Source organism: Candidatus Agathobaculum pullicola, from assembly GCF_052117205.1.
Taxonomy (GTDB): Bacteria; Bacillota; Clostridia; order Oscillospirales; family Butyricicoccaceae; genus Agathobaculum; species Agathobaculum pullicola.
Genome location: NZ_JBQKJP010000010.1, coordinates 24,395 through 50,323 on the forward strand (window position 1 = coordinate 24,395; position 25,929 = coordinate 50,323).

Annotated in this window: 28 protein-coding genes; 15 read left to right on the forward strand and 13 right to left on the reverse strand. The window is 56.5% G+C overall.

Going from position 1 to position 25,929, the window contains the following annotated elements:
• Window positions 1-12 precede the first annotated feature (12 nt).
• The 3 genes from ACTQ3V_RS05650 (at window position 13) to ACTQ3V_RS05660 (ending at window position 2,829) form a co-directional block, all read left to right on the forward strand.
• Window positions 13-369 carry a YbaB/EbfC family nucleoid-associated protein gene (locus tag ACTQ3V_RS05650; protein ID WP_441466670.1) on the forward strand — a complete coding sequence of 119 codons (357 nt, stop codon included), beginning with the start codon at window positions 13-15 and terminating at the stop codon, window positions 367-369.
• Window positions 369-968, forward strand: coding sequence for a recombination mediator RecR (gene recR / locus ACTQ3V_RS05655; RefSeq protein ID WP_441466671.1), 600 nt, complete (start codon window positions 369-371; stop codon window positions 966-968). The genes ACTQ3V_RS05650 and recR overlap by 1 nt, the downstream gene beginning before the upstream one ends.
• Before the next feature lie 265 nt (window positions 969-1,233).
• The gene (locus ACTQ3V_RS05660; RefSeq protein WP_441466672.1) at window positions 1,234-2,829 is read left to right on the forward strand and encodes a peptide chain release factor 3; all 1,596 of its coding nucleotides are present in this window, start codon (window positions 1,234-1,236) and stop codon (window positions 2,827-2,829) included.
• 113 nt (window positions 2,830-2,942) lie between these two features.
• Here the strand turns inward: ACTQ3V_RS05660 and ACTQ3V_RS05665 are convergent, their stop codons facing one another.
• The 6 genes from ACTQ3V_RS05665 to ACTQ3V_RS05690 all read right to left on the reverse strand — a co-directional run bounded on the left by ACTQ3V_RS05665 (window position 2,943) and on the right by ACTQ3V_RS05690 (window position 6,596).
• The gene (locus ACTQ3V_RS05665) at window positions 2,943-3,863 is read right to left on the reverse strand and encodes a zinc ribbon domain-containing protein (RefSeq protein WP_441466673.1); all 921 of its coding nucleotides are present in this window, start codon (window positions 3,861-3,863) and stop codon (window positions 2,943-2,945) included.
• Between the two features lie 57 nt (window positions 3,864-3,920).
• Window positions 3,921-4,301, reverse strand: coding sequence for a putative ABC transporter permease (locus ACTQ3V_RS05670; RefSeq protein ID WP_441466674.1), 381 nt, complete (start codon window positions 4,299-4,301; stop codon window positions 3,921-3,923).
• Window positions 4,193-4,573, reverse strand: coding sequence for a putative ABC transporter permease (locus tag ACTQ3V_RS05675; RefSeq protein ID WP_441466675.1), 381 nt, complete (start codon window positions 4,571-4,573; stop codon window positions 4,193-4,195). The genes ACTQ3V_RS05670 and ACTQ3V_RS05675 overlap by 109 nt, the downstream gene beginning before the upstream one ends.
• Before the next feature lie 145 nt (window positions 4,574-4,718).
• On the reverse strand, window positions 4,719-5,525 hold the full coding sequence (locus ACTQ3V_RS05680) for a hypothetical protein (RefSeq protein WP_441466676.1): 807 nt from the start codon (window positions 5,523-5,525) through the stop codon (window positions 4,719-4,721).
• Window positions 5,519-6,226: an ABC transporter ATP-binding protein gene (locus ACTQ3V_RS05685; RefSeq protein ID WP_441466677.1), complete on the reverse strand. Its 708-nt coding sequence runs from the start codon at window positions 6,224-6,226 to the stop codon at window positions 5,519-5,521. The genes ACTQ3V_RS05680 and ACTQ3V_RS05685 overlap by 7 nt, the downstream gene beginning before the upstream one ends.
• The gene (locus ACTQ3V_RS05690; protein ID WP_441466678.1) at window positions 6,210-6,596 is read right to left on the reverse strand and encodes a GntR family transcriptional regulator; all 387 of its coding nucleotides are present in this window, start codon (window positions 6,594-6,596) and stop codon (window positions 6,210-6,212) included. The genes ACTQ3V_RS05685 and ACTQ3V_RS05690 overlap by 17 nt, the downstream gene beginning before the upstream one ends.
• Before the next feature lie 133 nt (window positions 6,597-6,729).
• Here ACTQ3V_RS05690 and ACTQ3V_RS05695 point away from each other — a divergent pair, with 133 nt between their 5' ends.
• Window positions 6,730-7,302: a hypothetical protein gene (locus ACTQ3V_RS05695; RefSeq protein WP_441466679.1), complete on the forward strand. Its 573-nt coding sequence runs from the start codon at window positions 6,730-6,732 to the stop codon at window positions 7,300-7,302.
• A gap of 304 nt (window positions 7,303-7,606) precedes the next feature.
• Here the strand turns inward: ACTQ3V_RS05695 and ACTQ3V_RS05700 are convergent, their stop codons facing one another.
• Together ACTQ3V_RS05700 and ACTQ3V_RS05705 are read right to left on the reverse strand one after the other, a co-directional pair.
• Window positions 7,607-8,644 carry a threonine aldolase family protein gene (locus ACTQ3V_RS05700; RefSeq protein ID WP_441466680.1) on the reverse strand — a complete coding sequence of 346 codons (1,038 nt, stop codon included), beginning with the start codon at window positions 8,642-8,644 and terminating at the stop codon, window positions 7,607-7,609.
• Window positions 8,645-8,779: 135 nt separating this feature from the next.
• Window positions 8,780-9,475, reverse strand: coding sequence for a helix-turn-helix transcriptional regulator (locus ACTQ3V_RS05705; protein ID WP_441466681.1), 696 nt, complete (start codon window positions 9,473-9,475; stop codon window positions 8,780-8,782).
• 525 nt (window positions 9,476-10,000) lie between these two features.
• On the opposite strand from ACTQ3V_RS05705, the gene ACTQ3V_RS05710 reads away from it, so the two are divergent.
• Both ACTQ3V_RS05710 and ACTQ3V_RS05715 read left to right on the forward strand, forming a co-directional pair.
• On the forward strand, window positions 10,001-11,398 hold the full coding sequence (locus ACTQ3V_RS05710) for a sodium-dependent transporter (protein ID WP_441466682.1): 1,398 nt from the start codon (window positions 10,001-10,003) through the stop codon (window positions 11,396-11,398).
• A 131-nt stretch (window positions 11,399-11,529) separates the two neighbouring features.
• On the forward strand, window positions 11,530-12,003 hold the full coding sequence (locus tag ACTQ3V_RS05715) for a phosphate-starvation-inducible PsiE family protein (protein ID WP_441466683.1): 474 nt from the start codon (window positions 11,530-11,532) through the stop codon (window positions 12,001-12,003).
• 317 nt (window positions 12,004-12,320) lie between these two features.
• On the opposite strand, the gene ACTQ3V_RS05720 is transcribed toward ACTQ3V_RS05715, so the two are convergent.
• Entirely contained in the window at window positions 12,321-12,461 is a 141-nt protein-coding gene (locus ACTQ3V_RS05720; RefSeq protein ID WP_441466684.1) for a hypothetical protein, read from the reverse strand.
• A gap of 112 nt (window positions 12,462-12,573) precedes the next feature.
• A complete protein-coding gene (locus ACTQ3V_RS05725; RefSeq protein WP_441466685.1) occupies window positions 12,574-13,365 on the reverse strand; it encodes an HAD-IIA family hydrolase in 792 nt (263 codons plus the stop codon).
• Window positions 13,366-13,538: 173 nt separating this feature from the next.
• Here ACTQ3V_RS05725 and ACTQ3V_RS05730 point away from each other — a divergent pair, with 173 nt between their 5' ends.
• The 4 genes from ACTQ3V_RS05730 (at window position 13,539) to ACTQ3V_RS05745 (ending at window position 18,368) form a co-directional block, all read left to right on the forward strand.
• Window positions 13,539-14,501, forward strand: coding sequence for an alpha/beta hydrolase (locus tag ACTQ3V_RS05730; protein WP_441466686.1), 963 nt, complete (start codon window positions 13,539-13,541; stop codon window positions 14,499-14,501).
• The gene (locus tag ACTQ3V_RS05735) at window positions 14,468-15,781 is read left to right on the forward strand and encodes a hypothetical protein (RefSeq protein WP_441466687.1); all 1,314 of its coding nucleotides are present in this window, start codon (window positions 14,468-14,470) and stop codon (window positions 15,779-15,781) included. Before ACTQ3V_RS05730 ends, ACTQ3V_RS05735 begins: the two co-directional genes overlap by 34 nt.
• A complete protein-coding gene (locus ACTQ3V_RS05740) occupies window positions 15,748-16,413 on the forward strand; it encodes a DUF6320 domain-containing protein (protein ID WP_441466688.1) in 666 nt (221 codons plus the stop codon). The genes ACTQ3V_RS05735 and ACTQ3V_RS05740 overlap by 34 nt, the downstream gene beginning before the upstream one ends.
• Before the next feature lie 116 nt (window positions 16,414-16,529).
• A complete protein-coding gene (locus tag ACTQ3V_RS05745) occupies window positions 16,530-18,368 on the forward strand; it encodes an LTA synthase family protein (protein WP_441466689.1) in 1,839 nt (612 codons plus the stop codon).
• Between the two features lie 48 nt (window positions 18,369-18,416).
• On the opposite strand, the gene ndk is transcribed toward ACTQ3V_RS05745, so the two are convergent.
• The 3 genes from ndk to ACTQ3V_RS05760 form a co-directional block, all read right to left on the reverse strand.
• Window positions 18,417-18,821, reverse strand: a complete 405-nt coding sequence (gene ndk, locus ACTQ3V_RS05750; RefSeq protein WP_441466690.1) for a nucleoside-diphosphate kinase — start codon at window positions 18,819-18,821, stop codon at window positions 18,417-18,419.
• 75 nt (window positions 18,822-18,896) lie between these two features.
• Window positions 18,897-20,276 (reverse strand): MATE family efflux transporter, encoded by a 1,380-nt coding sequence (locus tag ACTQ3V_RS05755; protein ID WP_441466691.1) that lies wholly within the window; start codon window positions 20,274-20,276, stop codon window positions 18,897-18,899.
• Window positions 20,254-20,850, reverse strand: coding sequence for a TetR/AcrR family transcriptional regulator (locus tag ACTQ3V_RS05760; RefSeq protein WP_441466692.1), 597 nt, complete (start codon window positions 20,848-20,850; stop codon window positions 20,254-20,256). Before ACTQ3V_RS05760 ends, ACTQ3V_RS05755 begins: the two co-directional genes overlap by 23 nt.
• Window positions 20,851-21,030: 180 nt before the next feature.
• On the opposite strand from ACTQ3V_RS05760, the gene ACTQ3V_RS05765 reads away from it, so the two are divergent.
• The 5 genes from ACTQ3V_RS05765 to ACTQ3V_RS05785 all read left to right on the forward strand — a co-directional run bounded on the left by ACTQ3V_RS05765 (window position 21,031) and on the right by ACTQ3V_RS05785 (window position 25,917).
• Window positions 21,031-21,378, forward strand: coding sequence for a PadR family transcriptional regulator (locus ACTQ3V_RS05765; protein ID WP_441466693.1), 348 nt, complete (start codon window positions 21,031-21,033; stop codon window positions 21,376-21,378).
• Window positions 21,365-22,789 (forward strand): permease prefix domain 1-containing protein, encoded by a 1,425-nt coding sequence (locus ACTQ3V_RS05770; protein WP_441466694.1) that lies wholly within the window; start codon window positions 21,365-21,367, stop codon window positions 22,787-22,789. Before ACTQ3V_RS05765 ends, ACTQ3V_RS05770 begins: the two co-directional genes overlap by 14 nt.
• A gap of 163 nt (window positions 22,790-22,952) precedes the next feature.
• Window positions 22,953-23,447, forward strand: coding sequence for an RNA polymerase sigma factor (locus ACTQ3V_RS05775; RefSeq protein WP_441466695.1), 495 nt, complete (start codon window positions 22,953-22,955; stop codon window positions 23,445-23,447).
• Window positions 23,431-24,525, forward strand: a complete 1,095-nt coding sequence (locus ACTQ3V_RS05780) for a DUF4179 domain-containing protein (protein WP_441466696.1) — start codon at window positions 23,431-23,433, stop codon at window positions 24,523-24,525. The genes ACTQ3V_RS05775 and ACTQ3V_RS05780 overlap by 17 nt, the downstream gene beginning before the upstream one ends.
• A gap of 285 nt (window positions 24,526-24,810) precedes the next feature.
• Complete coding sequence (locus ACTQ3V_RS05785) at window positions 24,811-25,917, forward strand: CobW family GTP-binding protein (RefSeq protein WP_441466697.1); 1,107 nt, start codon at window positions 24,811-24,813, stop codon at window positions 25,915-25,917.
• Window positions 25,918-25,929 lie beyond the last annotated feature (12 nt).

Genomic DNA, 25,929 nt, shown 5'->3' on the forward strand with positions numbered 1-25,929 from the left:
AGGACATAACAGATGGCAAAGGGAAAAGGCTTTGGCGGCGGCTTCGGCGGCGGTATGAACATGCAGGCGATGATGAAGCAGGCGCAGAAGATGCAGGAAAACATGATGAAGGCGCAGGAAGAGATTGCGCAGATGGAGACCACCGGCACAGCGGGCGGCGGCATGGTGACTGCCACGGTGACCGGCACGGCGACGCTCAAATCCATCGAGATAAAGCCTGACGTGGTCGATCCGGATGACATTGATATGCTGCAGGATCTGGTGGTCGCGGCGGTCAACGAGGCGCTCAAGGCTGCCAACGAGAAGTCCCAGAGCCAGATGAACGCGATTACCGGCGGCATGGGCGGTCTGGGCGGCGGCCTGTTCTGATGGACTTTTTTGCACCGCCGGTCGAGCGGTTGATCGAGGAATTTGCAAAGCTTCCCGGTATCGGGCAGAAAACCGCGCAGCGGCTGGCCTTCCATGTGCTCGACCTGCCAAAAGAGGACGCTGAACGCTTTGCTGACGCGATTCGTGAGGCGAAGGCAAAGACCTTTACCTGTAAGCGATGCCAGAATCTGGCCGACAGTGAGGTTTGCCCAATTTGCGTCGACAACACCCGTGACCAAAAGACCATCTGCGTGGTGGCGGAACCGCGTGACGTAATTGCGTTTGAGCGCACTAAGGAGTATCACGGCCTGTATCATGTGCTGCACGGCACGCTTTCCCCTATGGGACACGTTGGGCCGGACGATATTCGCATCCGCGAGCTGGTGCAGCGCGTGGCGGATGAGGACACTGAGGAGGTCATCCTCGCTACCAATCCGGACACCGAGGGCGAGGCTACGGCCATGTACATTTCCCGCCTGTTGCAGCCCTTCGGTATCCGCATCACCCGCCTTGCATACGGTATTCCCGTGGGCGGGCATTTGGAATATGTCGACGAGGTGACGCTGACCCGTGCGCTTGAAGGTCGGCGGGATTTGTAAATAGGGTATTTCTGCTTTGTTCCTGCTTTTTATGCGGGGCTGCCGCGCATTACAAAGAGCAGCCGCGCCAGGCGCGTAAAAACAGGAACGGCCGGACTTTCGTCCGGCCGTTCCCGCAATAAAAGGTAGGATAGAGAGTAGAAAGCAAGAACATGTGGGGGGATCTTACGCTTTCCAAGTTTATTATGATATAGGGAAAATGTGAACATTCTGTGTACATTTCGCAACAAATTTTGTTTTTGTATAAGCGGGAGGAAAAAAGTCAGTGGCAGAACTGAAAAAGGAAATCGAGAATCGGCGCACTTTTGCGATCATTTCGCATCCGGACGCCGGTAAAACCACCATTACGGAGAAATTTTTGCTGTACGGCGGCGCAATTCAGGAGGCCGGCATGGTAAAGGGCAAGAAAAACAGCCGCCATGCCGTGTCAGACTGGATGGAAATTGAGAAGCAGCGCGGTATTTCCGTCACCTCTTCGGTGCTGCAGTTCCGCTATGAAGGCAAGTGCATCAACATCCTCGACACCCCCGGGCATCAGGACTTCTCCGAGGATACCTACCGTACGCTGATGGCGGCGGACTCGGCGGTCATGGTTATCGACGCCTCCAAGGGCGTCGAGGCGCAGACGCGCAAGCTGTTCAAGGTGTGTGCAATGCGCGGCGTGCCGATTTTCACCTTTATCAACAAGATGGATCGTGAGTCGCGCGACCCGTATGAGCTGCTCGAGGAGATTGAGAACGAGCTGGGCATCGGAACTTATGCGGTCAACTGGCCGATCGGTTCGGGCAAACGCTTCAAAGGCGTCTATGACCGCATGGACGACGAGGTTATCGCCTTTGAAGGCGCGGATTTCCGGCACGAGGTCAAGGCGCAGCGCCTGTCGATTGACGATCCAATCCTCGAGGGATTGCTGCCCGAGGATCAGTACCAAACGCTGATTGACGATGTGGAGCTGCTCTCCGGCGCGGGGGATGAGTTCGATTTGCAGGCGGTGCATGCGGGTAAGCTGTCGCCGGTGTTTTTCGGTTCGGCGCTGACCAATTTCGGGGTAGAGCCGTTTCTCAAGAAGTTCCTGCAAATGACTCCGCCGCCGACCGCACGCACGGCCGACATCGGTGTGATTGACCCGTTTGAGAACCATTTCTCGGCTTTTGTGTTCAAAATTCAGGCCAATATGAACAAGGCGCACCGCGACCGCATCGCGTTTATGCGTATCTGCTCGGGCAAATTTGAGCGCGGGCAGGAGGTTTTGCATGTGCAGAGTGGGAAAAAGATGGTGCTGGCCGCGCCGCAGCAGCTGATGGCGCAGGATCGCTCGATTGTGGATGAGGCTTATGCGGGCGATATCATCGGCATCTTTGATCCGGGTGTGTTCTCGATTGGCGATACGGTGTGCGATCCCAAGCGCAAGTGCATGTTTTCGGGCATCCCGACCTTTGCACCTGAGCTGTTTGCCACCGTTCGGCAAAAAGACACGCTCAAGCGCAAGCAGTTTGTCAAAGGCGTGGAGCAGATTGCGCAGGAGGGCGCTATCCAGATTTTCCGCGAACCGGGTGCCGGTATGGAGTCGGTCATCGTGGGCGTGGTAGGCGTGCTGCAATTCGAGGTGCTGGAATACCGCCTGAAAAATGAGTATAACGTTGAGATCATCCGCGAAAATCTGCCATATGAGCATGTGCGCTGGGTGGAAAATGATGAAGCGGATTTTGATATCAAGTCGCTTCAGCTCACAAGCGATACCAAAATCGTCGAAGACCTCAAGGGGAACAGTCTGCTGCTGTTTTCCTCTCCGTGGAATATCACATATGCGCTTGAGCATAATGAAAATCTGCGTTTGGCGGAGTTTTCGGAAAACGCATAAGCGTCTTATGCGATACAGATAAGTCAACAATGCGATAAAACAGGCTCCATTTATGCTGCGTGCATAAATGGAGCCTGTTTGCAGATATATCGGAGATTTTATGCGGCAGTGAGTTATCCGGTTTGCACACTCGTCAGGGGGACAAGTGCAGGCGTGCCGAAAATACCCATCTGTTCCGCGTCCTGCAGTGTGACCTGACCGGTTTCACGGTCCACATAAGCCACCAGCCATAAGTCGGTATTCTCCTGCCGCGTGTCGTATCGCTCATATAGATTACCATCGTAGCTCCACTCGTTGCATGACAGGGCAAGCGTCAGGCTGTCATATTGCGCAGGAGAGAAGTTGTCGTTATAGATGCCCTCTTCGGGATAGTTGTAAATGCACCAAGTGTAGCCCTTTTCTTCGTATGTACCGGTGCCATCATTGAGGCGCAGCGTATAATCGCCCATTTCGCCCGGTTCGACCTGCAACTCAAGCGTAGTGCCGTCGGCCAGCGTTGCCACTGCATATTCGCCTATTAGGTCGTACAGAGCGGCATAGATGCTGATATAGTTATCCGAATCATACGTATATTCTTGACCCCGCTCATAATACATTGCGCCATCGTCATAACTGACCCAATCATCAGCCTCTGCCTCGGCGTCCGGCTCGTATGCCCCACCATCGCCGAGATTGATTTCAAACGAGCTGAAATCGGCGAGGAAATTGTCGATGAGATTCCTTGCTGCCGGTAGAAGAGCGGGCAGTATATTAATCAGTATAACCGCGATTATGACAACTACTGCAATCTTTCCTTTTCCTTTTGGCGCTTCGCGAATTGGTTTGACGCTGGCTCGGGCTTTTTGTGCACGTACGGGTGCTTTTCGCGTGCGCGTTTTCTGATAGGTTGGCTCATCTGCGAATTGCTTCTCCCGCCACGCGGCTGCCTTCTTTTCCAGTTCGCCAACACGTCCGCGGGTTCCTGTGCGCGCGCCGCAAATCGGACACTCCCGATCCTCATCATTGTAATTGATGCCACAATGCTGACACTTCATATGGAAAGCCCCCCTTCTCTGGTTTCATCATAGCAGAGAAGAGGAGCGTGCGCAAGCTTAATTCGGAAAATGATGCAGCAGCAGTTCAATTCTGGCAGGTTCAATCACCTGCGGCTCGCCCTGCGATGCCGAGTGGACTACAACACCCTGTCCGGTGTTCGGATGCAGTGTGGAAGCGCAAAAGTCCAGCGCAAATAATACCATCAGCAGTGCGCACAAAAACGGGAGCACGGCATGCGGCAGCCCTCGAAACACACGCAACAGCATGGGTGCCGCCAAATAGACTGCCGCGCAGCAGCCCATGCCAAATATCAACGCGGTTGGCAGGCTTACCAAACCGTCCACGTTGAGCGGATATTCGCTGTAATCCCACCAACGCAGGCCGTAAACAGCCAGCAGATAGCGCCCTGTGACAAATTCAATCGCAGTGGAAAACAAATTGCACCCAACGTGAAAACCGCAAGTGGGCGTGCGATAAAGCGCCCCAGCAGCAGGACGGACAGCATCCCACCCACGCCGTAAATCGGCAGCCATGGTCCGAGCATGGTGCCGCGGTTGACCAGTTCGCCGTCAAGCAGCAGGTGCAGCCCGACCTCCCACAGCCAGCCCGCTATCGAAAAGACCAGAAACAGCCCCGCACCCTCGCAAAGCGTGCATCGTCCCGCTGTGTCAAAGCGCTCCTGCTGCATATATCGGTATATCGCCGTCATATCTATCCCTCCCGTTGGTGCCCTTTCATTGTACACGGCAATTCTTTGGATTGCCGCTGCAAATTCCTTAAGATTGTATGAGTGCCCCGCATTTTGGGTGCAAAAAAGGGACGCGCGGAAGCGCGTCCCCCGTGTATGTGTTGCTTTATTCCAGATTCAGCTTGTGCCGGAGGATATAATGTGTGCCAAAGTAGCCGATCGCACCCGGAATCGCGGTTGCAACGCAGAAACCGAGCAACACGCCGTGCAGCAGCACCTGCTGTGGCATGCCGTTGAGCGCATTAGCCAGCGCAGTCATGACGGTTTCGATCGGGCCGTTCGCCACACCGAACAGCACAAACGTGAGCAGGAACTGCGCCGCTGTGGTCAGCACAAAGTACCATACGACTGACATCAGCACACGATGCTTTTTGGCCAGATGGCCGAGCGCCATACACAGATAGAGGTACAGAACCCCGCTCGCCAGCGACAGCAGCAGAAGCAGGATGCTCTCGAACAGATACCCCAGCGCGTTCGGGTCGGCAGCAATGGTCGTGCCCACTTGATGCAGTACCATACCAATGGCGAAAATTAGATTGGTGTCTGCGCCGAGAATGGAAATGCTCAGCACGGCGATAATGCCACTCAGCAGGCAAACCGCCACGGCGACGATTACCTTGCTCCAGATGTGCTGCGCGACCGTCACCGGCAAGGTGAACATCAGGTATCCCTCGTCTCCGAGCAGGTTTTTATAAAATCGCTGGATCAGGATGACCGCGGTCACAACGAACACCGCTACCAGCAGCGCCACAAACACCATCGCCAAAATGGCCGACGGAATACCGTTCAAAAAGCCCTGTGCGCCATCGGTTGTCATCAGGGCATTGATAATGCTCATCAGCAGCATTGCGCCATACAGCGGCAGGCAGATACGCGCACACGCCTTCCATTCATATTTTAACAGCTTCAGCATGCGAACACCTCCCGGAACAGCATATCAACGGATTTTCCGTGTTCCTCCCGAATCGTGTCCACGCTCTCGTGCAGCGTCATCACGCCGTTTTTCAGGAAGATGACCTCATCAAGCACGCGCTCGATATCCGCAATCAGGTGGGTGGACAGCAGCACTGCGGCATCCTCGCTGTAATTGGACAGGATTGTGTTGAGGATGTAGTCGCGCGCGGCCGGGTCTACGCCTGCGATCGGCTCGTCGAGCAGGAACAGCTTGGCCTTTCGGCTCATCGTCAGAATGAGCTGCACCTTTTCCTTTGTGCCCTTGGACAGCGTTTTGAGACGGTCAAGCGCATTGATGTGCAGTGATTGCAGCATATCGTTTGCCTTGACCCGGTCAAAATCCGTGTAGAAATCGGCAAAGAAATCCATCAGGTCGGATACCCGCATCCAGTCGTTCAGATATGCCCGGTCGGGCAGGTAGCTGACCACACTGTGCGTATGCACGCCGGGCGCCTGACCGTCTACCAGCACGCTGCCGGACGTTGGCTGAATCAGGCCGTTGATCAGCTTAATTAAAGTTGTCTTGCCCGAGCCGTTCGGGCCGAGCAGGCCGACAAACCGGCCGCCGCTCAATGTCAGGTTCAGATTGTCGAGCGCCTTTAAGCTGCCATAGGTCTTGGTCAGCCCTGCGCAGACAATCAGCTCATTTGTTTGTTCCATTCTCATTTCCCTCCCCTTGGCGCTTTTCGAGCAGACGGTATACCTCCTGCTCAGAGAAGCCGAGCTGGCTCATGCCAGCCAAAAATTCCGCAATACGATCACTTGCGATTTGTTCCCGAATTTTCTGGATCATCTCTTTATCCTCCGTCACATAGCGTCCGCTGGTCCGGTTGGTATACATCAGGCCCTCACGCTCCATATCTGCCAGCGCACGCTGCATCGTGTTGGGATTCACCCCTGCCTGTGCCGCCAGCTCGCGTACCGCCAGCACCTTATCGCCTGCCGCCAGCTGCCCGCTGACGATCTGTTGGGTCAATATTTCCACCAGCTGCTGGTAGATTGGCCGATCGCCCCGCAGTTGCCATTGCATGGCCTCGCTCCTCTCTTGTCATATTATATTATGATAATAATATAATAATACATAATTGTCAACCCCTGACAAAAAATATTTTTCATCCGGTGTTGGCTATGCTATAATAGGCCATAACGGAGGAGCGACATATATGAAAATTTATCCCCATCTGCGTGTGCTGTGGATTGCCTTGGCGATATCCGCAGTCACAAATCTGGCAGCGCTGAGCAGTTCTTTGGCTGTCTTGCTGGCCGCAAACATCATAAACCTGCTATGCTACGGCGTAATTGCTTATGTACTTTACCGCTTGGCGGATGAAGGTGCGCTGCTGAGCCGAGCTTTTCCCGCGCGGCTGCTTTGCATCGCGCTGATTGCGCTGGCGCTGGTGTTCACGCAACTGGCGGGCGAGAACGTCATGCTGCAAAATTTTATGTCTCTGTTGTCCATGGCAGGCAGCGTTGCGGGATTGCTCAGCGAGTATTATCTGTACTGGGGGCTGGATGAGCGCGTCATTCCCCATGCCTACAACTATCCTGCGCGCCGTATTCGCTGGTGCCTGTATGCGCCGCTGCTTGGCGCGTTTGTTGCCAGCGCGCTCATTCTGGCGGCGCTGCCGCTGCCCGCGGTCTTTGTGCAGATGGTGGGACAAATTATACCCCTTGTGCTGCTGTGGCAATATATGCGCGCGGTACAGATGCGCGAGGACAACCCGTTAACCTTCTGATATGCAAAAACCCCCGGAAGCAATAAAACGGCATGGTCTGCTGTAGCTTATTGTTCCGGGGGTATTTTATGCAAACAAGCATCACACGCGCGGGGAAGTGTGATGCTTGCAAAAGACAACAACTGCAATGGGATGGATTGAGAAGGCGTTTGCACCATCTAAAAGGGGATTCTGTGCGATGTCATGCGGAAAACGCCGCGGCAGGGGGAGTGCCCGACAGTAGCACGGCATGGGTCGACTGACCGTCCGGTTTTATGCGCCAGTGCTATCACAATCGTCTCATGCGCACCGATGCCAGCCGCGGTTATCCCTCGGCGGCAAAGCGGCGCACCAATTGCGCGGTTTGTGTGCAATCCTCGCGGGAGATATCGTGATGGCAGACCATGCGGTACTCTCCGCCCGTGCATCCGGTGACCTTGACGCCATGCTCCAGCATCCAAGCCGGATAGCGGGCGGCTTTGTCCGCCTTCCAGTCGGCGGTGAAGAATATCATATCGATATCCAATCGGTCGCGCAGCACTTGTATGCCGTCGATGTCATCGAGCAGCGCGCCCAGATATGCTGCGTTTTCGTGATCCTCTTTGACCCGATCGGTCATATCGCGCAGCGCAACCAGCCCAGCGGCCGCTAGAAAGCCCGCCTGCCGCATGCCGCCGCCGAGAATGCGGCGCGCGCGGCGCGCCCGCCAGATCAGCTTTTTCGATCCGGCGAGAATCGAGCCGACCGGCGCGCACAAGCCTTTGGACAGGCAGCACATCACCGTGTCGCAGTACTGCGTCAGCTCGCGCACATCGGAAACGCCAAGCGCCGCGGCAGCGTTAAACAGCCGCGCGCCATCCAGATGTACCGCTACGCCCTTTTCCTGCGCGACCTCATAGATAGCGCGCATGTTGTCGAGCGAGACGACCGCGCCCGTAGAATGTGCGTTTTCCACCACCACAAGCGCTGCGGGTGCGACCTGCTCGTCGCTGTCATCAGTCAGGCAGTCGCGCACGGAGTCCGGGTCCATGGTGCCGTTGACGCTCTGCGGGAAACGCAGAGAGACACCGGAAAGCTGGGCATAAGAGCCGGCTTCGTGGTCGGCAATATGCGAATGAGGGTCGATAATAACGCAGTCGCCGCGACGGGTGTGCGCCAGCAGCGCACAGGCGTTGCCCTGCATGCCTGAGGTAACGAACACCGCGGCTTCCTTGCCCAGACGCTCGGCGGCATAGGCCTCCAGCTCGTGCAGAGTCGGGTCGTCGTTAAAAACATCATCGCCAACCACGGCGGTGGCCATCGCATCTCGCATGGCCTGTGTCGGTTGGGTGACGGTGTCGCTTCGTAAATCAATGTAACGCATGGAAAGTCCTCCTTTTTATCAAATATGGTTTGTGTTGTCGGCCGGCAGTTGAGTGGAACGGGATATTATGTTTGCTCTCAGGGTATTGAAAAAGGAGCGGATTGTGCGCATTTTGGTTGGTTTGCCGGCATTGCATCAGGTCTCGTCTTTTTTGATTTGCGACAGGTAGCGGTACACGCTGGCCTGTGAGCAGTGCAGCGCATCGGCAACATTCTTGACCGCGCCCTTGAGCAGGAAAATGCCGTCCGCTTCGAGCGAGGCGATGATTTGAATGCGTTCGTCAGGCGTCAGCCGGTCGGCGGTCACACCAAGGCGTGCCAGCTCGCGGCTGACCGCATCGCCTGCGACGGCGTCAATCGAGTTGTGGAAACTCTCGGTTGTAGCGGGTACGGCTCGTACGGCTTCGCCGCTTTGCGGAACACCAGCATGGCAGTGGTTTTCCACAAACGCATCCGGATGACACAGGCGCAGAATGTTTTCGCTGGCCGCTTGATACCGGCTGTCATCAAAATTGATGCACAGCATGCCAATCAGACGGCCGTTTTGTTTAATGAACAGCGTGGAGGAGCGCAATGTCTTTCCGGCGGCGGATACACCGCAGTAATGCAGCCAATAGTCCTGCGACTGGTAGCTTTTATCCATCAGAATTTTGAGCGCCACATTGGTGAGCGGGGCACCCACCTCGCGCCCGCTGACATGATTGTTGGCGATGGCGATGATAGAGCGGTTCTTATCGGTCAGATCGTGCAATGCGATCTCATAATCGGGGCCAAGCGCCTGACCGAGAAATTCGGTCAGTATCATATAATGTTGCAGCAACGGAGTGGCCATACGCTCACCTCATTTTCAAAAATCAGACAGGTTTTGACCTTGATTGTATTATAACGTGGAAAAATGAGGTTTGTCAAAAGGGGGGAGAATAAATTATCATAATCATAAGAAATAATTATTCTATGGTTTCGAGAAAACCTATATAAAACCCCCGCAAAAAGCGCCGATAAAGTGTGCTGACATACAAAATGAGCACAATTCGCTTGACAAATTATTATTCTGATGATAAATTTATCTCAGAAAAGAAGACGTAGAGAGGATGAAAAAGTCATTGGTACGGATTTTGACTCCGTGACAATTGGATCGTATGCCTTAGTCCATGGGGTATGGCCGTAAGACCGCGGAGCAGCCGGCGGAGCTGAAAAATGTTGAGAAGAGAAGTAATCTGAGGAATACAATATGGCGTAACCTGCGCCGCGTGGAAAGAGCGCAGGATATAAGTGGTAAAGGACACCCGCGGAAAAGTGAAAAATTCCGCGGGTGTTTTTTTGATCGGTATGATCAGTATAACAAGGGGTGTAACGTATGAGTAATGCAGAAAACAAACGCGATGGATTTAAAAATAGATGGGGCTTCATTTTAGCTTGTATCGGCTCTGCGGTCGGTATGGCAAACATCTGGCGGTTCCCTTATATGGTTGCCACGTATGGCGGCCTGACATTCCTGTTGCCGTACTTCCTGTTTGTACTGCTGATTGGCGCATCCGGTGTTATGGAAGAGTTCTCGCTTGGCCGTTGGGGCGGCGCGGGCCCGGTCGGATCGTTCGGCAAAGCGATGCAGGACGGTGGGAAGCCCAAAAAGGTCGGTGAGGCCATCGGCGCGCTGCCGGTTATCGGTTCGATGGGGCTGGCAATCGGCTACTCGGTTGTCATGGGCTGGATCTTTAAATACACCAAAATGAGCATTACCGGTGAGATGTTCGCTATGGGTCAGGATATGAATATCATCGGCGGCACTTTCGACGCTGCGGCGCCCGGAAGCAACACGCTGGGCGAAGGCATCAGCATGATGCTGCAAAACGGCATCTTTGGTATCGGCAACGGTTTTTGGATCATTGTTGCGGTCGCGGTTTCTGTCGTTATCATGGCATTGGGCGTTGCGGGCGGTATTGAAAAGGCATGCAAAGTCATGATTCCGCTGCTGTTCGGCCTGTTCCTTATCATGGCGGTCTATATCGCGTTCCTGCCGGGCGCGGGCGACGGTTATCAGTTCATCTTTACACTGGATATCAACGGCCTGCTCAACTGGAAGGTTTGGATCTATGCTTTCGGTCAAGCGTTCTTTTCGCTGTCTGTTGCCGGTAACGGCTCGGTGATTTATGGTTCTTACCTTGGCAAGGAGGTAGAGATTTCTTCCTCTGCCCGCAATGTAGCCGTATTTGATACGCTCGCAGCGCTGGTCGCCATGTTTGTTATCATCCCTGCGATGGCGACGACCGGCAGCGAACTGTCCACGAAAGGCCCCGGGCTGATGTTTGTCGCGCTGCCCGGCGTGTTCAACGGTATGGGCGGCATCGGCTGGGTGATCGGTGCGTTCTTCTTCATCGCGGTGCTGTTTGCCGGCACGACTTCGATTATCAACCTGTATGAGACACCGGTCGCCTTCATGCAGGAAAAGTTTCATCTCGGCCGTATTCCGTCGGTTGTTGTGATCCATGCGATTGGACTGATCGTCGCACTGCTCATTCAGCCTTGGACCTCGCAGTGGATGGATATGGTTTCGATTTACATCTGCCCGTTCGGTGCGGCGCTGGCCGGTATCATGTTCTTCTGGATTATGAAAAAGCAGACTGTACTCGATGCGGTCAATCAGGGTGCGCACAAGGAGATCGGCGGCTGGTTTTATCCGCTCGGTAAATGGATTTATGTACCGCTGTGCATCATCGCACTGATTGCCGGCGCGGCGTTAGGCGGCATTGGCTAAGCCTGTAGCTGGAAAAAAATGATCTGTCCTCTTCCCGCGAGAATTGCCCACCGATTGTTGAAGATGACGAGCAATTTATGTTATACTAATGGAACCAATTGAATTGAATATGAGGAATGAAGGAGAAAAAGATGGATTCGAATCTGCGCGACAAGATATCCAGTGCTGCCACTGCGATTGAGCTCACCCTTGGTCTGATTATCCTGCTGGCCTGCGTGATAGGCAGTGTGGGGTTGGTGTACACGACCGAACTGAATCAGCTGTTTCTGGTGCCGGACTATTTGCAGAAGAGACTCAGCGATGCCTGTCTGATTATCATCGGTATCGAGTTAATCAAGATGATCACCTGCCATACCATTGACTCTGTGGTGGACGTGATGCTGCTGGCGATTGCCCGTCAGATGATCGTGGAACATACAACGCCGGTGGAAAACATGCTGGCGGTGCTTTCGGTTGGCGTATTGTTTGTTATCCGTAAGTATTTGTACATTTCGCGCTTGGATCGTCGCAAGAGAAGCAAGAAGGACATTGAAAGCGATGTTCAAGCAGAAGTATTGGGGTTTGACGTGTCGAAAGAAAATAGAGAGAAGCAAGGCCGTTCCTGATGGGACGGCCTTTGCCGTCTTTACCGGACAGTGACGGCAAAGTGTGCACCGATTTTTGTGTTTTCCGCGTGACAGATCAGACTGTGCAGGGCAGGGATTTTCTGTGAAGCACAATAAGGAATGGAACATATCTGAAATAAAGCGAAATCTCCTTGGTACAATCGGAAGCATATGCAAGAAACAAGGCGCTTTCTTCCGCAGGCATCTGCGCGCGACAGGTCTACCCATCCACACAGAAAACGATCTTATAGCTCACCGTATATTGCAGGATAAAAGGCGTAGAGGGGCTTGTGCTCGTCCGCGCGCCGCATGGCAAACTATGTCCACAGCGCGCACACAATCGCCAGCAGCGCGGTCAGCCTCGTTGCGACGCTGCGCCGCCGTGGGGCGCAAAGACACCGGCGCGCCGTCCATCGTGGCCTATGCGTCGCGGTGTCCAGCAGAATATGTCCCGCCATGTGCATCCTCTCCTTTTACTGCGTTCAGTACAGCATGGAATTGTCCGAGTTTTGTCCGTACATCAGAAAAAACAGCCTGCCGGTTGGCAGGCTGTTTGTGTTTTGGATATCGTTATTTGGAGGGCGGGATTTCGCCCACGCCGTTTAAGATATAGTGCGGCCGGTAGGCGTAGTTTTCCACATCCGCGCGCGTGGTGCAGCCGGAGAGCACCAGAACGGTGTCCAAACCGGTTTCAATGCCCGCGACAATGTCGGTATCCATACGGTCGCCGACCATGACGGCTTCATGCGAGTGCACACCCAGCAGCCGCAGTCCGGTGCGCATCATCAGGGGATTGGGCTTGCCGACGTAGTATGCGTTTTTCCCGGTGGCCAGCTCGATGGGGGCAACCAGCGCGCGGCATGCCGGAATGATGCCCTGCTCGGACGGGCCGGTCAGGTCGGAGTTGGTCGCAATCAGGCGCGCACCCTTGTTGACCAAATCAACCGCCTTGAGGATGGTCTGGTAGTTGTAGGTATTCGTCTCACCCGCGATGACATAGTCCGGGTCGACATCGTTCATCACAATGCCTGCCTCATACAGTGCGCCGACCAAGCCGGGCGCGCCAATAACATAGGCGGATGCGCCGGGCTTCTGGCTGGCAACAAACTTGGCGGTTGCAAGCGCCGAGGTGTAGAAGTGTTCCTCGCCGATTTCCAGACCCATGCGGGCGAGCTTCTGCTGCAATTCAAGCGGCGAACGCTCGGACGAGTTGGTCAGAAACAGAAAACTCTTGTTTTCCTTCTGCAGCCAGTCGACAAATTCCGTTACGCCCTCCAGCAGACGGTTGCCGTGATAGATGACACCGTCCATATCGCAGATAAAACCTTTTTTCTCACGAAGCAATTCAAGTGTTTCGCTCATTTCGGTTCTCCTTTCGCAGTATTTTGTATCACTTCTATTATGCGGAATACATAGCGGTTTCGTCAAGAGAAAAAAGTTTTTAAGGCGTTAAATAACTGTAAAGGATAGATGCTTTGCGCGGGTGGACAAAGCATGGTATACTGTAAAGGAATTGAGGAAACGGAGAACGGAAAATGGCAATCAGCAAAGCCATGCGTGCCGCGCTGCACGCACTGAGTTATACGGCGAATATTGATTTGGAAAAAACCTATCGAGTGGAGCGGGCGGTGCGCGGTCTGCGCACGCCGCTCGCGCCGCTTTACCATTTGTGGGACCACAAAATTGAGCGGAACGGGCATGACATTCGCGTACGCATCTACACACCGAAAAAGCAGACAGACGGACGCCTGCTGCTGTTTTTTCACGGCGGCGGCTGGGTGCTCGAAAGCGTGGACACATACGATGCCGTCTGCCGCAATCTGGCGCGGCGCACGGGCTGCCGTGTGGCTTCTGTGGAGTACAGTCTTGCGCCCGAGCATGTGTTTCCCGAGGGCTTGGAGGACTGCTATGCCGCTGCGCGCGAGGTCTACCGGCATCCCGAGCAGTTCGGTGTGCGCTCGCATGAGATAACGCTCGTGGGTGATTCTGCGGGGGGCAATCTGGCGGCGGCGGTATCGCTCATGGCACGCGACCGCGGAGAGTTTGAGATTGCGCAGCAGATCCTGATTTATCCGGCCACCTATCACGACCATTCGCCTGACTCGCGCTTTGATTCTGTGCGGGAAAATGGGGCAGACTATTTGCTCACGGCCAAGCGCGTGTGTGATTATATGATGCTGTATGCGGGCGGGGATCCCAAACACATGCGCAATCCGTATTTTGCGCCGCTGCTTGCGTCTGATTTGTCGCGCCAGCCGCGCACGCTGATTGTCACCGCCGAGTTTGACCCGCTGCGCGACGAAGGCGAAGCCTACGCCCGTGCGCTGCGGGATGCAGGCAATTCGGTGGAGCAATACCGCATGCCGGATGCGCTGCATGGTTATTTTTCGCTGCCCGTGCGGTTTCCGATGGTGCGGCGCACCTATGATCTGATCGAACAATTCCTGAATGGAGAGTCAATCGCATGCCAAACGATAAGCACGACCGAAAAAATTTAAGCTGGAGCCGTCTGGATAACGCGGCGAAGATATTTCCTCCGACCTCGCATGGGTCGGCTACGGGCGTGTTCCGCCTGTCGTGCGAGCTGACCGAGCCGGTCGCGCCCGACGTGCTGCAAACCGCGCTGGACCGCACGCTCAAACGCTATCCGCATTTGCTGATGGTCATGCGGCGCGGTGTGTTTTGGTACTACCTTGAACAGACCACGCTGCGGGCTTCGGTCGTACCCGAGCATGCGCCGCCGTGCGCGGCGCTGTATGAGGGCAGCCGGTCGCTTCTGTTCCGTGTCAGCTACTGGCGGCATAAGGTCAGTCTGGACATGTATCATGTGCTGGCGGACGGCGCGGGCGCAATCGAGTTTTTCGAGGCGCTGATGACCGCCTATCTGATGCTGCGTCATCCGGAGGCAGAGAGCGACGGACTGCCGCAGGCATCCGTATCCCAGCGCTGGGCGGATAGCTTTCAAAAGTACTATAAGCCGCGCAGCGGCCGCAAAGCGTCCGACGGGTTGGGGCGTGCCTACCGTCTGCACGGGGTGCACCGCGCGGACGGCGGCTTGACCGTTATTGAGGGCGTGGCGGACGTGCGGCAGGTGCTGGCCGCAGCGCATCGCTGCGGCGCGACGCTGACCGTCTATATGACCGCGCTCCTGCTTTCCGCCATTCATAGCGAAATGTATGTTCGTGAGCAGAAAAAGCCGGTCGTTCTGACCGTTCCGGTCGATTTGCGCAGCTTTTTTCCTTCGCGCACAACACGCAACTTTTTTGGCACCATCCGGGTCGGATATGATTTTTCGCGCCGCTCCGGTGAGCTGGAGGACATTGTCGCGTGCGTGGCGGCTGCCTTTAAGGAAGAACTGACGCCCGAACGGCTGGGCGCGCGCATGAACCGGTTGGCCGCGCTGGAGCACAATCCCGTGCTGCGGCTGATTCCGCTGGCACTGAAAAACCCGGTTTTGCGGCTCAGTGGCGCGGTGTCCGACCGCGGGGAGACCGCGGCGTTGTCCAACGTCGGTAAATTCCGTCTGCCCGAAGCGTTTTGTCCCTTTGTGCGGGGCTTCGGCGTCTTTATGTCGACAGGCGCGACGCAGCTTTGCACCTGTTCATTTGGCAACAGCCTGCATTTTGGCTTTACTTCGGCGTTTGAGAACACGGAGGTGCAGCGCCGGTTTTTTGAGCTGCTGGTGGATGAGGGGATCGAAATCGAGATTCGCAGCAACGAATATCACGAAGAGGAGGAAGCGTCATGCAGCGATGCCCCAGCTGCCGAGTCACCGTAGCCGGTCACAAAACCTGCTGTCCACTGTGCGGCGGGCAGCTTTCCGGCACGCCGGAGCCGGATACCGAGGTGTTTCCCGCGCTGGAAAAGCCGCGCTTTACGACTGGTTTTGTGCTGCGGCTGCTGGCGTTGATTGCGATTGCGGTCAGTGTTATCTGCGTGCTGGTCAACATTGCGACCGGATGGCACGCGCTCTGGTCGCTGTTCGTGGTGGCGGGCGCGGTGTGCGTCTGGGTGGCGGCGGCGATCGGCGTGGCCTATCGGCGCGACATTGCGCAGAATATCGGCTGGCAGGTCGTGCTGATTCCCGTCCTGTCGTTTCTGTGGGATTGGTGGACGGGCTGGCGCGGCTGGTCGGTGGATTTTGTGCTGCCGTGTGTGTGCATCGTGGGTATTCTGGCAATGCTGCTGATTGCCGTGCTCTGCAAAACACCGCTGCGGCTGTTTGCCGGGCCGCTCATCGGCGCATGCTTTTTCGGGCTTTTGCCCCTTGTTTTGATTGCGTGCGGGCGGGTTCGGGTGCTGCTGCCCTCGCTTTTGTGCGCAGGGCTGGCTATTTTGTCGCTGGCAGCGCTCATCCTGTTTCAGTGGCAGACCATCAAGGCGGAGCTGCAGCGTCGGTTTCATCTGTAACAAAAAGAGCCGTACAGCGGCTCTTTTTGTATTTGGACAGGTTTGCGCCGGAATGGGTTGCATTTTGACGCGAAAAGCCGTATACTGTCAGGATAAGACGGAAGGACGGCTTTGGAATGGACAAAAAACAACTGCTGCGGCTCGGCGGCAGCGCTGCGGGTGCGGTGCTGCCGTTCTGGCTGCTTGACCTTACTTTGCGCGCCACGACGGGCGGCGCGGCATGGTATCCGCTGTATGCGGCCGCGCCAAACCTGTTTTCGCTCGGCTTTGGAGCGCTGTTCGCGGCGCTGTGTCTGCTGCCGCGGCGGCGGGCGGTCGGACGGGTACTGTACGGGCTGATTTATGCCGTTTGGGCGGTGTACGCGGTGGTGCAGTACGGTATCTGGCGCATATTCGACCGATTTCTGTTTCTGTCGGATTTTCTGCTTGCGGGAGAGGGGCTGGGCTTTGCGGGCTATATCCGGCAGCTGATGGATGCGCGCTTTGTATTGGTGGTCGCTTTGCTGATACTGTGGGGGACGTTGGGCGTGTGGCGGCTGCCCGAGGATTTACCGCGGCGGCGGGTCTGTCCGGTGCTGGCACTGTTCTTTGTGCTGACACAGTTTGTCGCGCCTCGACTGTATGCGCCCGTACCCGAAACGCTCGACTGGGATTCATGGCAGTCAAGCGGGTATGAATACGAGCGGTTTTCCTCGTCCGCCTATGACCTCGCACTGACCGGGCCGTATCAGTTTGTTGCACGGGATGCTTATTTGTCTGTCCTGCCGAATGCGGATGCAGTCGAACAGCGCGCGCAGATTGACGCTTTTTTCGATGAGCGGCCCGCGCACGAGGAGAATCAAATGACCGGTCTGCTTTCGGGCAAAAACCTGATTCTGGTGCAGCTGGAGAGCGTGGACGACTTTGTGCTCAACGATGCAAACACGCCGACACTCGCGCGATTGCAGCGCGAAGGCATCAATTTTGCGGAGTTTTACACGCCGCAGTATGCCAACGGCTACACCTTTAACACCGAGTTTGCCGCGCAGACCGGCGTTTATCCATACGCCAACGGAAACGTCGCATATTCGCTCAGCCGCAGCGCGTTTCCATATGCGCTGGGCAATCTGCTGGCGCATGTGGACTATACCGCCAACTCCTTCCATAAGAGCGAAGCCAAATTTTACAATCGCGGCGCCATGCACCAGGCGTTCGGCTATGAGCAGTATCATTCCGCGCTGGATTATGCGCAGGACGAGTTACAGGCGAGCGACGACAGGTTTTTGGCCGACTGCGAGGAACTTTACAGCGCGATGACCGCGCAGCAGCCGTTTGCGGATTTCCTCATCACCTACAGCGGACACCTTGGCTACGACGAAATAGACGCGCTGACCACCTATGCGCTCGAGCAGTTCCCCGAATACAGGGATGACAGCCGTCCGTATGAGATAAACGGTCTGTTTGCCAAGGCGCGGCTGACCGACGAGATGTTCGCGCATCTGCTCGAGCGGCTGGAGGAGGACGGCCTGCTGGAAAACACGGTGATTTGCGTGTACGACGACCACTATGCTTACGGCTTGACCGACCGTGAGGTACTGGAGGAGTACTCCGAGGCCGCGGGAGGTCGTCTGCTCGAGCGCACGCCGTGCTTTATCTGGTATCAAGGCTGCACACCGCAGGTTGTAACAAAGACGCTGCAAACCGTCGATTTGCTGCCGACGCTTGCCAATCTGTTTGGACTGGAAGTGTCCGACACGATGGGGCGGGATGCGTTTGACCCGAATTACGAGGGGTATGTCATTTTTCCGAACGGCGGCTGGATGACCGATACGGCTTACGCAAAAAACGGGCAGATTGTGTGGAACAACGGCATGACGGACGCGGAGGTGTCCGAAATGAACGCTTATGCCCGCCGTTTTCAGGAGATAAACGATGCCATTCTGGATACGGATTACTACGCGCAGGCGACAGAGTAAAAGAAAAGGACGTTTCCGTTTGGAAACGTCCTTTTTGCTGCTTGTTCGTCAAATCTCGCCAAAAAAGCGGCGGATCTCGATTTCCGCGTTCTCCGGGGAGTCCGAGCCGTGGATGACGTTATAGGTCGTCGAGCAGGCGAAGTCGCCTCGGATGGTACCCGGCATTGCGTTTTCATTCTTGGTCGGGCCCATGAGGGTGCGCATGCCCCCTATGACGTTTTCACCCTCCACAACCATCGCCAGCACCGGGCCGCTCGTCATATACTCGACCGTGGGCGGGAAAAAGGGCTGGTCAACGATGTGCGCGTAGTGCTCGCGCAGGATGGCCTCGTCCAGCTGCATGGTTTTCATGTGAGTGATGCGGTAGCCCTTGCGCTCGATGCGCGTGAGGATTTCGCCTGTGATGCCGCGCTGCAAAGCATCCGGTTTGAGCATAATATAGGTTCTTTCCATAAAACGCCTGCTTTCTGTTGAAGTTGTTACAGACAGTATAGCACATTCCGCGGCGCGAGAAAAGCAGTTATAGCATCAGCTGTGCGCGGGGTTTTCGCCGCGGGCCAGAACGCGCAGCACTGGCACGGTGACGAGAATGGACAGAATAAACGCGCACAGGTCGCTCAGCGGCTGACACAGCTGCACGCCGAGAAGCGCGAGGAACACCGGCAGTACGATGGCCAGCGGGATGAAAAACAGGCCCTGCCGCGCTGCGGCAACCAGACTGGCGCGCATGGTCAGCGCAATGTTTTGCAGCAGCATATTGCACATGGTCACCCAGCCGATGAGCGGGAAGGACAGGCATTGCAGCCGCAGCGTCAGCGTGCCGATGCGGATAACATCGGGGTCATCCGCGCGGAAAACAGCGATAATCTGGGGCGCGAAAATCCAGCCCAGCACGGCCAGCGCAAGCAGCACCAGAAACGAGGACTTGACGCAGAACCAGAAGCCGCGCCGCACGCGGTCATATTTGCGCGCGCCGTAGTTGTAGCCGCAGACCGGCTGGAAGCCCTGTCCGAAGCCAATCATGGCTGACCCGGCAAATTGCGAGACGCGGGAGACAATGCTCATGGCCGCGATGGCGGCGTCGCCGTAAGGCCGCGCGGCGGTGTTGAGAAAGGTAACCGCTACCGAAGCCAGTCCCTGCCGGCACAGGCTGGGCAGGCCGCCGCCCGCGAGCGCGGCGAAGTGGTTGACACTGGGGGAGAATTGCCGTAGACGTATCTGCACACCGCGCGACAGGCGAATACCGAGCAGAAGCAGCACAAAGCTGATGAGCTGGCTGAGAATGGTCGCGTAAGCCGCGCCGCTGATGCCCAAATCAAGTGCAAAGATGAACAGTGGGTCGAGCGCGATGTTGAGCACACCGCCCGATACCAGACCAACCATCGCGTAGGTCGCGTTGCCCTGCTGACGCAGTTGGTTATTGAGCACAAGCGCAGCCATCATATACGGCGCCCCGCACAGAATGATTTGCATGTAGGCAAGCGCATACGGGTAGATGGCTTCGGTCGCGCCGAGCAGATGGCATAGCGGACTGCGCAGCAGCAGGCCGAAAATCAGAATCAAAATACCCGTGATGAGCGCGGAAAAGAAGCCGGTTGCCGCCATGCGCTCGGCCTCTTCCTGATGCTGCGCGCCAAGCTGGCGTGAAATGTAACTGCCCGAGCCTTGCCCGAAGAAAAAGCCGATCGACTGGATGAGCGCCATGAGTGGGAACACCACGCCTACCGCGCCGGTCGCGCTGGTACCCAGCTTGCCGACGAAAAAGGTGTCAGCCATGTTGTAGATGGAAGTGATGAGCATGCTGATGATGGTCGGCACGGCCATTTTGCAAATCAGCGGCTCGAGCGGAGACTCGGTCATCTGATGAAAGCGGCGCGCCTGCGCTTCACTGGTGGTTTGTTCGGCCATGGTAGTTCGCCTCCGTTCGTTCGATCTGTTCGCACAGCCATTCGGTTACGCGTTCAAAACTCTCATCCGCGGCTGCCAGCGGGGAGCGGAAAAAACCAGCGGCTTCCATGGAAATATAGCCGTGCAGGGTACTGCGGATCAGTCGGGATAGATGCACACGCTCCTCCGCCGGCAGATCGAGCGGCGCAAGCATACGCACAAACAAATCCATAAACGCCTGCTTGTGCGCCACCAGACCGGGGTCGGAAAACTGCGGCAGCAGCATCATTGCGCGGTACAGCTGGGGCTGCTCATGGGCAAAGCTGCGATAGGCCGCGGCAAGGGCGCGCAATGCAGCCGGAACCGGCCGGATATCGACCGCTTGCCCAAGCGTGTCCATCAGACGGTCAAGCGCGCACTCAGCCAGCCGCACGTTCAGCTCGGGCAAGCCCTGCAAATGATTGTACAGAGAAGCCGGTTTGACATCCAGCGCGTCTGCCAGCTCGCGCAGCGTCAGGTTTTCTATGCCTTTTTCCTCGGCCAGCGCCGCGGCCGCATCGACAATGGTATCGCGGCTGAGCCCCTTTCTTGCCATGCGATGTCCCTCCAAACTAACGATATTAGTTTTCTGTGTTTTCAGCATAAACTAACGATGTTAGTTTGTCAAGCGGGAGACGCGCGAAGAATGGGGAAACTGGACGCAGATAGGCTTGACATATATCGGCTATCTATATATAATTTATATATCGAACACCGATATAAGGAGGGATAGAAAATGGCAATTGACAAAAGTCTGCTTGCGGGCAGTACGGCGCTGCTGGTGCTGCGTCTGCTCGAAGAGGATGACCTGTACGGTTATCAGATGATCGAGCGGCTGCGCGAGCGGTCGGACGACACGTTTTCGCTCAAGGCGGGTACGCTCTATCCGCTGCTGCACACGCTGGAAACGCAGGGACTGGTGCAGAGTTACGAGCGTGCGGCGGACGGCGCGCGGGTGCGCAAGTATTACCATCTGACCGATACGGGGCGCACGCGGCTGGCGGAAAAAACCGAGGAATGGCGGCAGTTTTCCGGCGCGGTCGAGCGCGTGCTAAAGGGGGGAGAAAACCATGCGTTTGCCTGACGGTGTGCGGCGGTATTTGCTGCATCTGCTCAAGCGTGACGCGGCAGAGCGGGCGCTGGATGCGGCGGAACTGGCAGCGCTGACCGCGGCCGCTGAGGGACGCAGCGTAAGGCCGCTGCCCGAACTGCTGCGCGGCTGGGTGAGCAGCGCGACCGCCCAGATGCGCTGGAAGCGGGCGCGTCCGATGGCGGCGAAGGAGTTGGCTGACCATCTTTCTGACCAATATGAAGCCTTTTTGGACGAAGGTATGGATGAGGAAGCCGCCGCGCAGGCGACTGCGCGAGAGATGGGCGACGCAGTCGAAACCGGTACGCAGCTTGACCGTGCATGGCGTCCGCAGCCGGACTGGGTGATGCTGGGCATTGTGCTGATCATTGCCGCGGCGGGACTGATACTGCAATACAACATGCGTCCGAATAATGATTTAGAATGGTACATGTTTTTCGGAAAATATGTGGCGGGTGTCGTCTGTCTGCTGGCAGCGTATTTCGTGGACTACACCATCCTCGGTCGGCGCTGCTGGCTGCTGTACGGCGCGTGGGTCGCGGGTGGGCTGCTTCTGACCCAAGGGCCGGTCTCGATGGGCAAGTTGTATCATCTGGGGTGCTGGGTGTGGTTCTTTCCGGTGCTGTTCGCGGGTATCCTGTTCCGGCAGCGCGGCAAGGGGACGCGAGGCGTCTGCATCTGTTTGCTGTCGCTGCCCGCCATGTGGGTATTGGCGATGGCGGCGCCCTCGATGGCGGCGCTTATCGTGCTGACGTTGGTCAGCTGCGGCATGCTGGCGGCGGCGGTCTGGCGCGGGGCGTTCGGACAGCGTAGCATAGGCAAGCTAGCGCTCGCGGCGTCGCCGGTGCTGGCGATGCTGTTGTACTTCCTGTTTCAGCTCTATGCCTATACGCACATACGGGAAAGGCTGGCAGCTGCGCTGCATCCGCAGCGTGATGCATTGGCGCAAGGCTGGCTGGGCGCGCTTGTCCAGTATGTCATGTTCGGCATCCGATATCCGAACTGTGAAAAGGGTGGCTTTGAGACATTCATGCGCTATGAAGGCGCCACAGATCTGCTCTTTGCTTCCGCGAAGTATTGCTGGGGCTGGGCGGCGGTGCTGCTGATTTTGGCGGCGGCGGTGCTGCTGCTTGTCTGGGGCTTCCGCATTGCGCGGCGGCAGACCGGCCTGCTCGCGCGTAGCGTGTGCATGGGCGTGATGGTGACGTTTGCGCTGCAAACCCTCATGTATGTGCTGCAAAACTGCGGCATCATCCTGATTGCAGCCTACGGTCTGCCGCTGCTGTCCTACGGCGGCATGTATCTGTGCCAGACCATGCTGCTGCTCGGTCTTCTGCTGTCTGCGCAGCGGTCGGGACAGCTCGAGAGCGGCCTTGCACCGCAGAATGCGCGTTCTGTTCCGTAACCACAAACTATGCTATACTGAAAGACAGTCCCTTCGGGGGCTGCCTTTTGCTTTGGCAAAAAATTTTCCCTCCCACTGTCAGCAAACGCGCCGCTCATTCGTATTGTAGGTGAAGCGACGTTGCTGACACGGCCGGACGGCCGCCAAAGGAGTTGATGAAACCATGATACAACTGGACAGGGCCGAGGCCGAACGGTTGGTGAACACCTATTCCGACCTGATTCTGCGGCTTTCGTACACCTATCTGAAAAATACACAGGACGCGGAGGACATCTGCCAGACCGTATTCCTCAAACTGCTGACCAGCGGACAGGTTTTTGACAGTCCGGCGCACGAAAAGGCGTGGATTATCCGCGCGACCGCGAACGCCTGCAAGGATGCGATGCGAAACGCGTTCCGGCGGCGCACGGTGGCGCTCGAAGCGGTGGCGGAAGCACCCGCGCCCGCCGCACCGGAAAACGACGTGCTGGAAGCGGTGATGGCGCTGCCGGAAAACTACCGCGAAGCGGTTTACCTGTATTACTACGAAGGCTACTCCGTCCGCGAGATTGCCGGTCTGCTGGGCCGCAGTGAATCCGCGGTGACCGCGCACTTGAGCCGGGGACGGCAAAAGCTGCGCATGACTTTGGGAGGGAATGAATATGAACAGAGCGTATAATGATAACAGAGAGTATACTGATGCGTTGGACGGCCTGCGCTTCTCGGACGAGGCCAAGGCACGCATGGTGCAGAATCTGCTGGATGCGGCGGGCGAAAGTGCGCCCAAGCAGGAAAAAACGCGAGTGCGCAAGTTCCGCATGCCGCGCGTGGCGGCGGTCGGCGTGGCGGCGGCGCTGCTGCTGGGCATCGGCGCGGGCGCGTCAGGTGTGCTGAAGACCGCGGGCGAAGCGTTCTCCGGTGTGTTCGGCCCGACGGCTGACACCGAGATCATCGACCGGATTGGCCGTCCCATCGGCGCAAGCGACACGGATAACGGTGTGACCGTCACGGCGGACGCCATCATCGGCGACAAGTACCACTATGCGATCACCTATTCGATCGTGCGGGACGATGGCGAGGCATTTGACATCGACCTGAGCAAAACAGTGGGCGATGGCCTGCTGCCGCTGAATTTTGCCGAAGAGGATACCACGCTGATGGGGTATTTCGGCGGCACACACGGCGGCTCGTATTTTTACGATGCTGACCCGACCGACCCGTCCATTCAATATGTGGAAACGCGCGAGCTTAGCGACGGCGACGTGCATGGTCGCACGGTGCAGGCAAAATTCAGCGATCTGTATGTGTTTGACGAGGATATGAACCGCACCGTGATTGCGGAAGGCGATTGGTCGTTCAAGTTTAATCTGGATTTCGAGGATACCTCAATCAATCTGCCGGCGGGTCAGAACTTTGGCCTGAACGGTATGACTGCAACCATCGACGAGATCACGCTGTCTCCGCTTGCGCTGCGCGTGGATTACACGGTGGACAGCGAGGTGAAGTGGGACGAGAACGCGCAGTCTGGCAAGCAGTCCGACCATGACAGCGCGCAGATGCAGAAGTATTTTGACGATGTGCAAATTCTGATAAACAAGGCGGATGGAACCAGTTTGGATATGTCCTATGCGGGAGGCAGCATCAAACCGCAGGGCGGAAAAACCGTTTGCCAGAAGGGTGATATTTTCAGTCAGATTATTCCGCTGGAGGACGTGGTTTCGCTCACGATCGGCGGCGTAGAAATTCCGGTACAGTGATAAAAACGTACAGCGGCAGCGGCATCCCATAGAGGATGCCGCTGCTTATTATCATACACAGCGTCCGGAAATGGTAGGATGCGACCGGATTCGGTTTGCGAAGGGATCAAATATAACGGCTTAGCATGCGGTCGGATGAAATAGATCCACAGAGGGCTTTTCGCAAAGCCTTCTTTTTGTATGGGGAAAAGAATTAGCGTATGCTAACTGAAAAACTTTCCTTTTTGCGGAAAACGTGGTATACTATTTTTATCTGGAAATAAAATTCAAAATGAGGCGAAACAAATGACGAAAATTGATATTATTTCGGGTTTTCTGGGCGCCGGCAAGACCACGCTGATCAAGCGTCTGCTGGCGGATGCCTTGAAAGGCGAGCAGGTTGTGCTGATTGAAAACGAATTTGGTGAAATCGGTATTGACGGCGGTTTTCTCAAGGATTCCGGCATTGTGGTAAATGAAATGAACGCGGGCTGCATTTGCTGCTCGTTGGTGGGCGACTTCGGCAAGGCATTGCATGACGTAGTCGAGCAGTATCATCCTGACCGCATCCTGATTGAGCCGTCCGGTGTGGGCAAGCTGTCCGATGTCATCGGCGCGGTGCAGAACGCGCATCTGGATGTGCAGCTCAATTCGTTTGTTACAGTGGTTGACGCACTCAAAGCCAAGATGTATCTGAAAAACTTCGGTGAGTTCTTTGAAAATCAGGTGGCGCACGCAGGTGCGATTTTGCTGTCCCGCACGGCGGAGTGCCCGGCAAAGCGACTGGAGGAGGTCGTTGGCCTGCTGCGCGGACTGAACGCGCATGCGCGTATCGTGACCACACCTTGGAAGGAACTGACCGGTATGCAGCTTCTCCAGACGATGGAGGGCAGCCGCGATCTGGTGCAGGAGGTGCTCGACGAAATCGCGCGCGAGCCGTCGCATGGGCATCACCACCACCATCACGAGCACGACCATGAGCACCATCACGAGCATGAGCATGGTCATGACCACGAGCATGAACACCATCATGATCACGGCCCGGACTGCACCTGTGGCTGCCATGGCCACGAGCATGAGCACCATCATCACCATGACCACGATCACTGCGGCTGCGGTCATGACCATGACGCGGACGAAGTGTTCACCTCCTGGGGTGCAGAAACGCCGCACAAGTACACCGAAGAGCAACTGAATCATGCGCTCACCGCACTGGGCGATCTGTCACTTGGTACGGTGCTGCGCGCGAAGGGAATTGTGCCCGCGGCGGACGGCGGTGAGTGGCTGCACTTTGACTATGTGCCCGGCGCACCGGAAATTCGCCGCGGTGCGGCTGATTATACCGGCCGTCTGTGCGTCATCGGCGCGGAGCTGGACGAAGAGCGTATTGCCGAGCTGTTCGGCGTTGCTTAAGGAGGAAAGCGG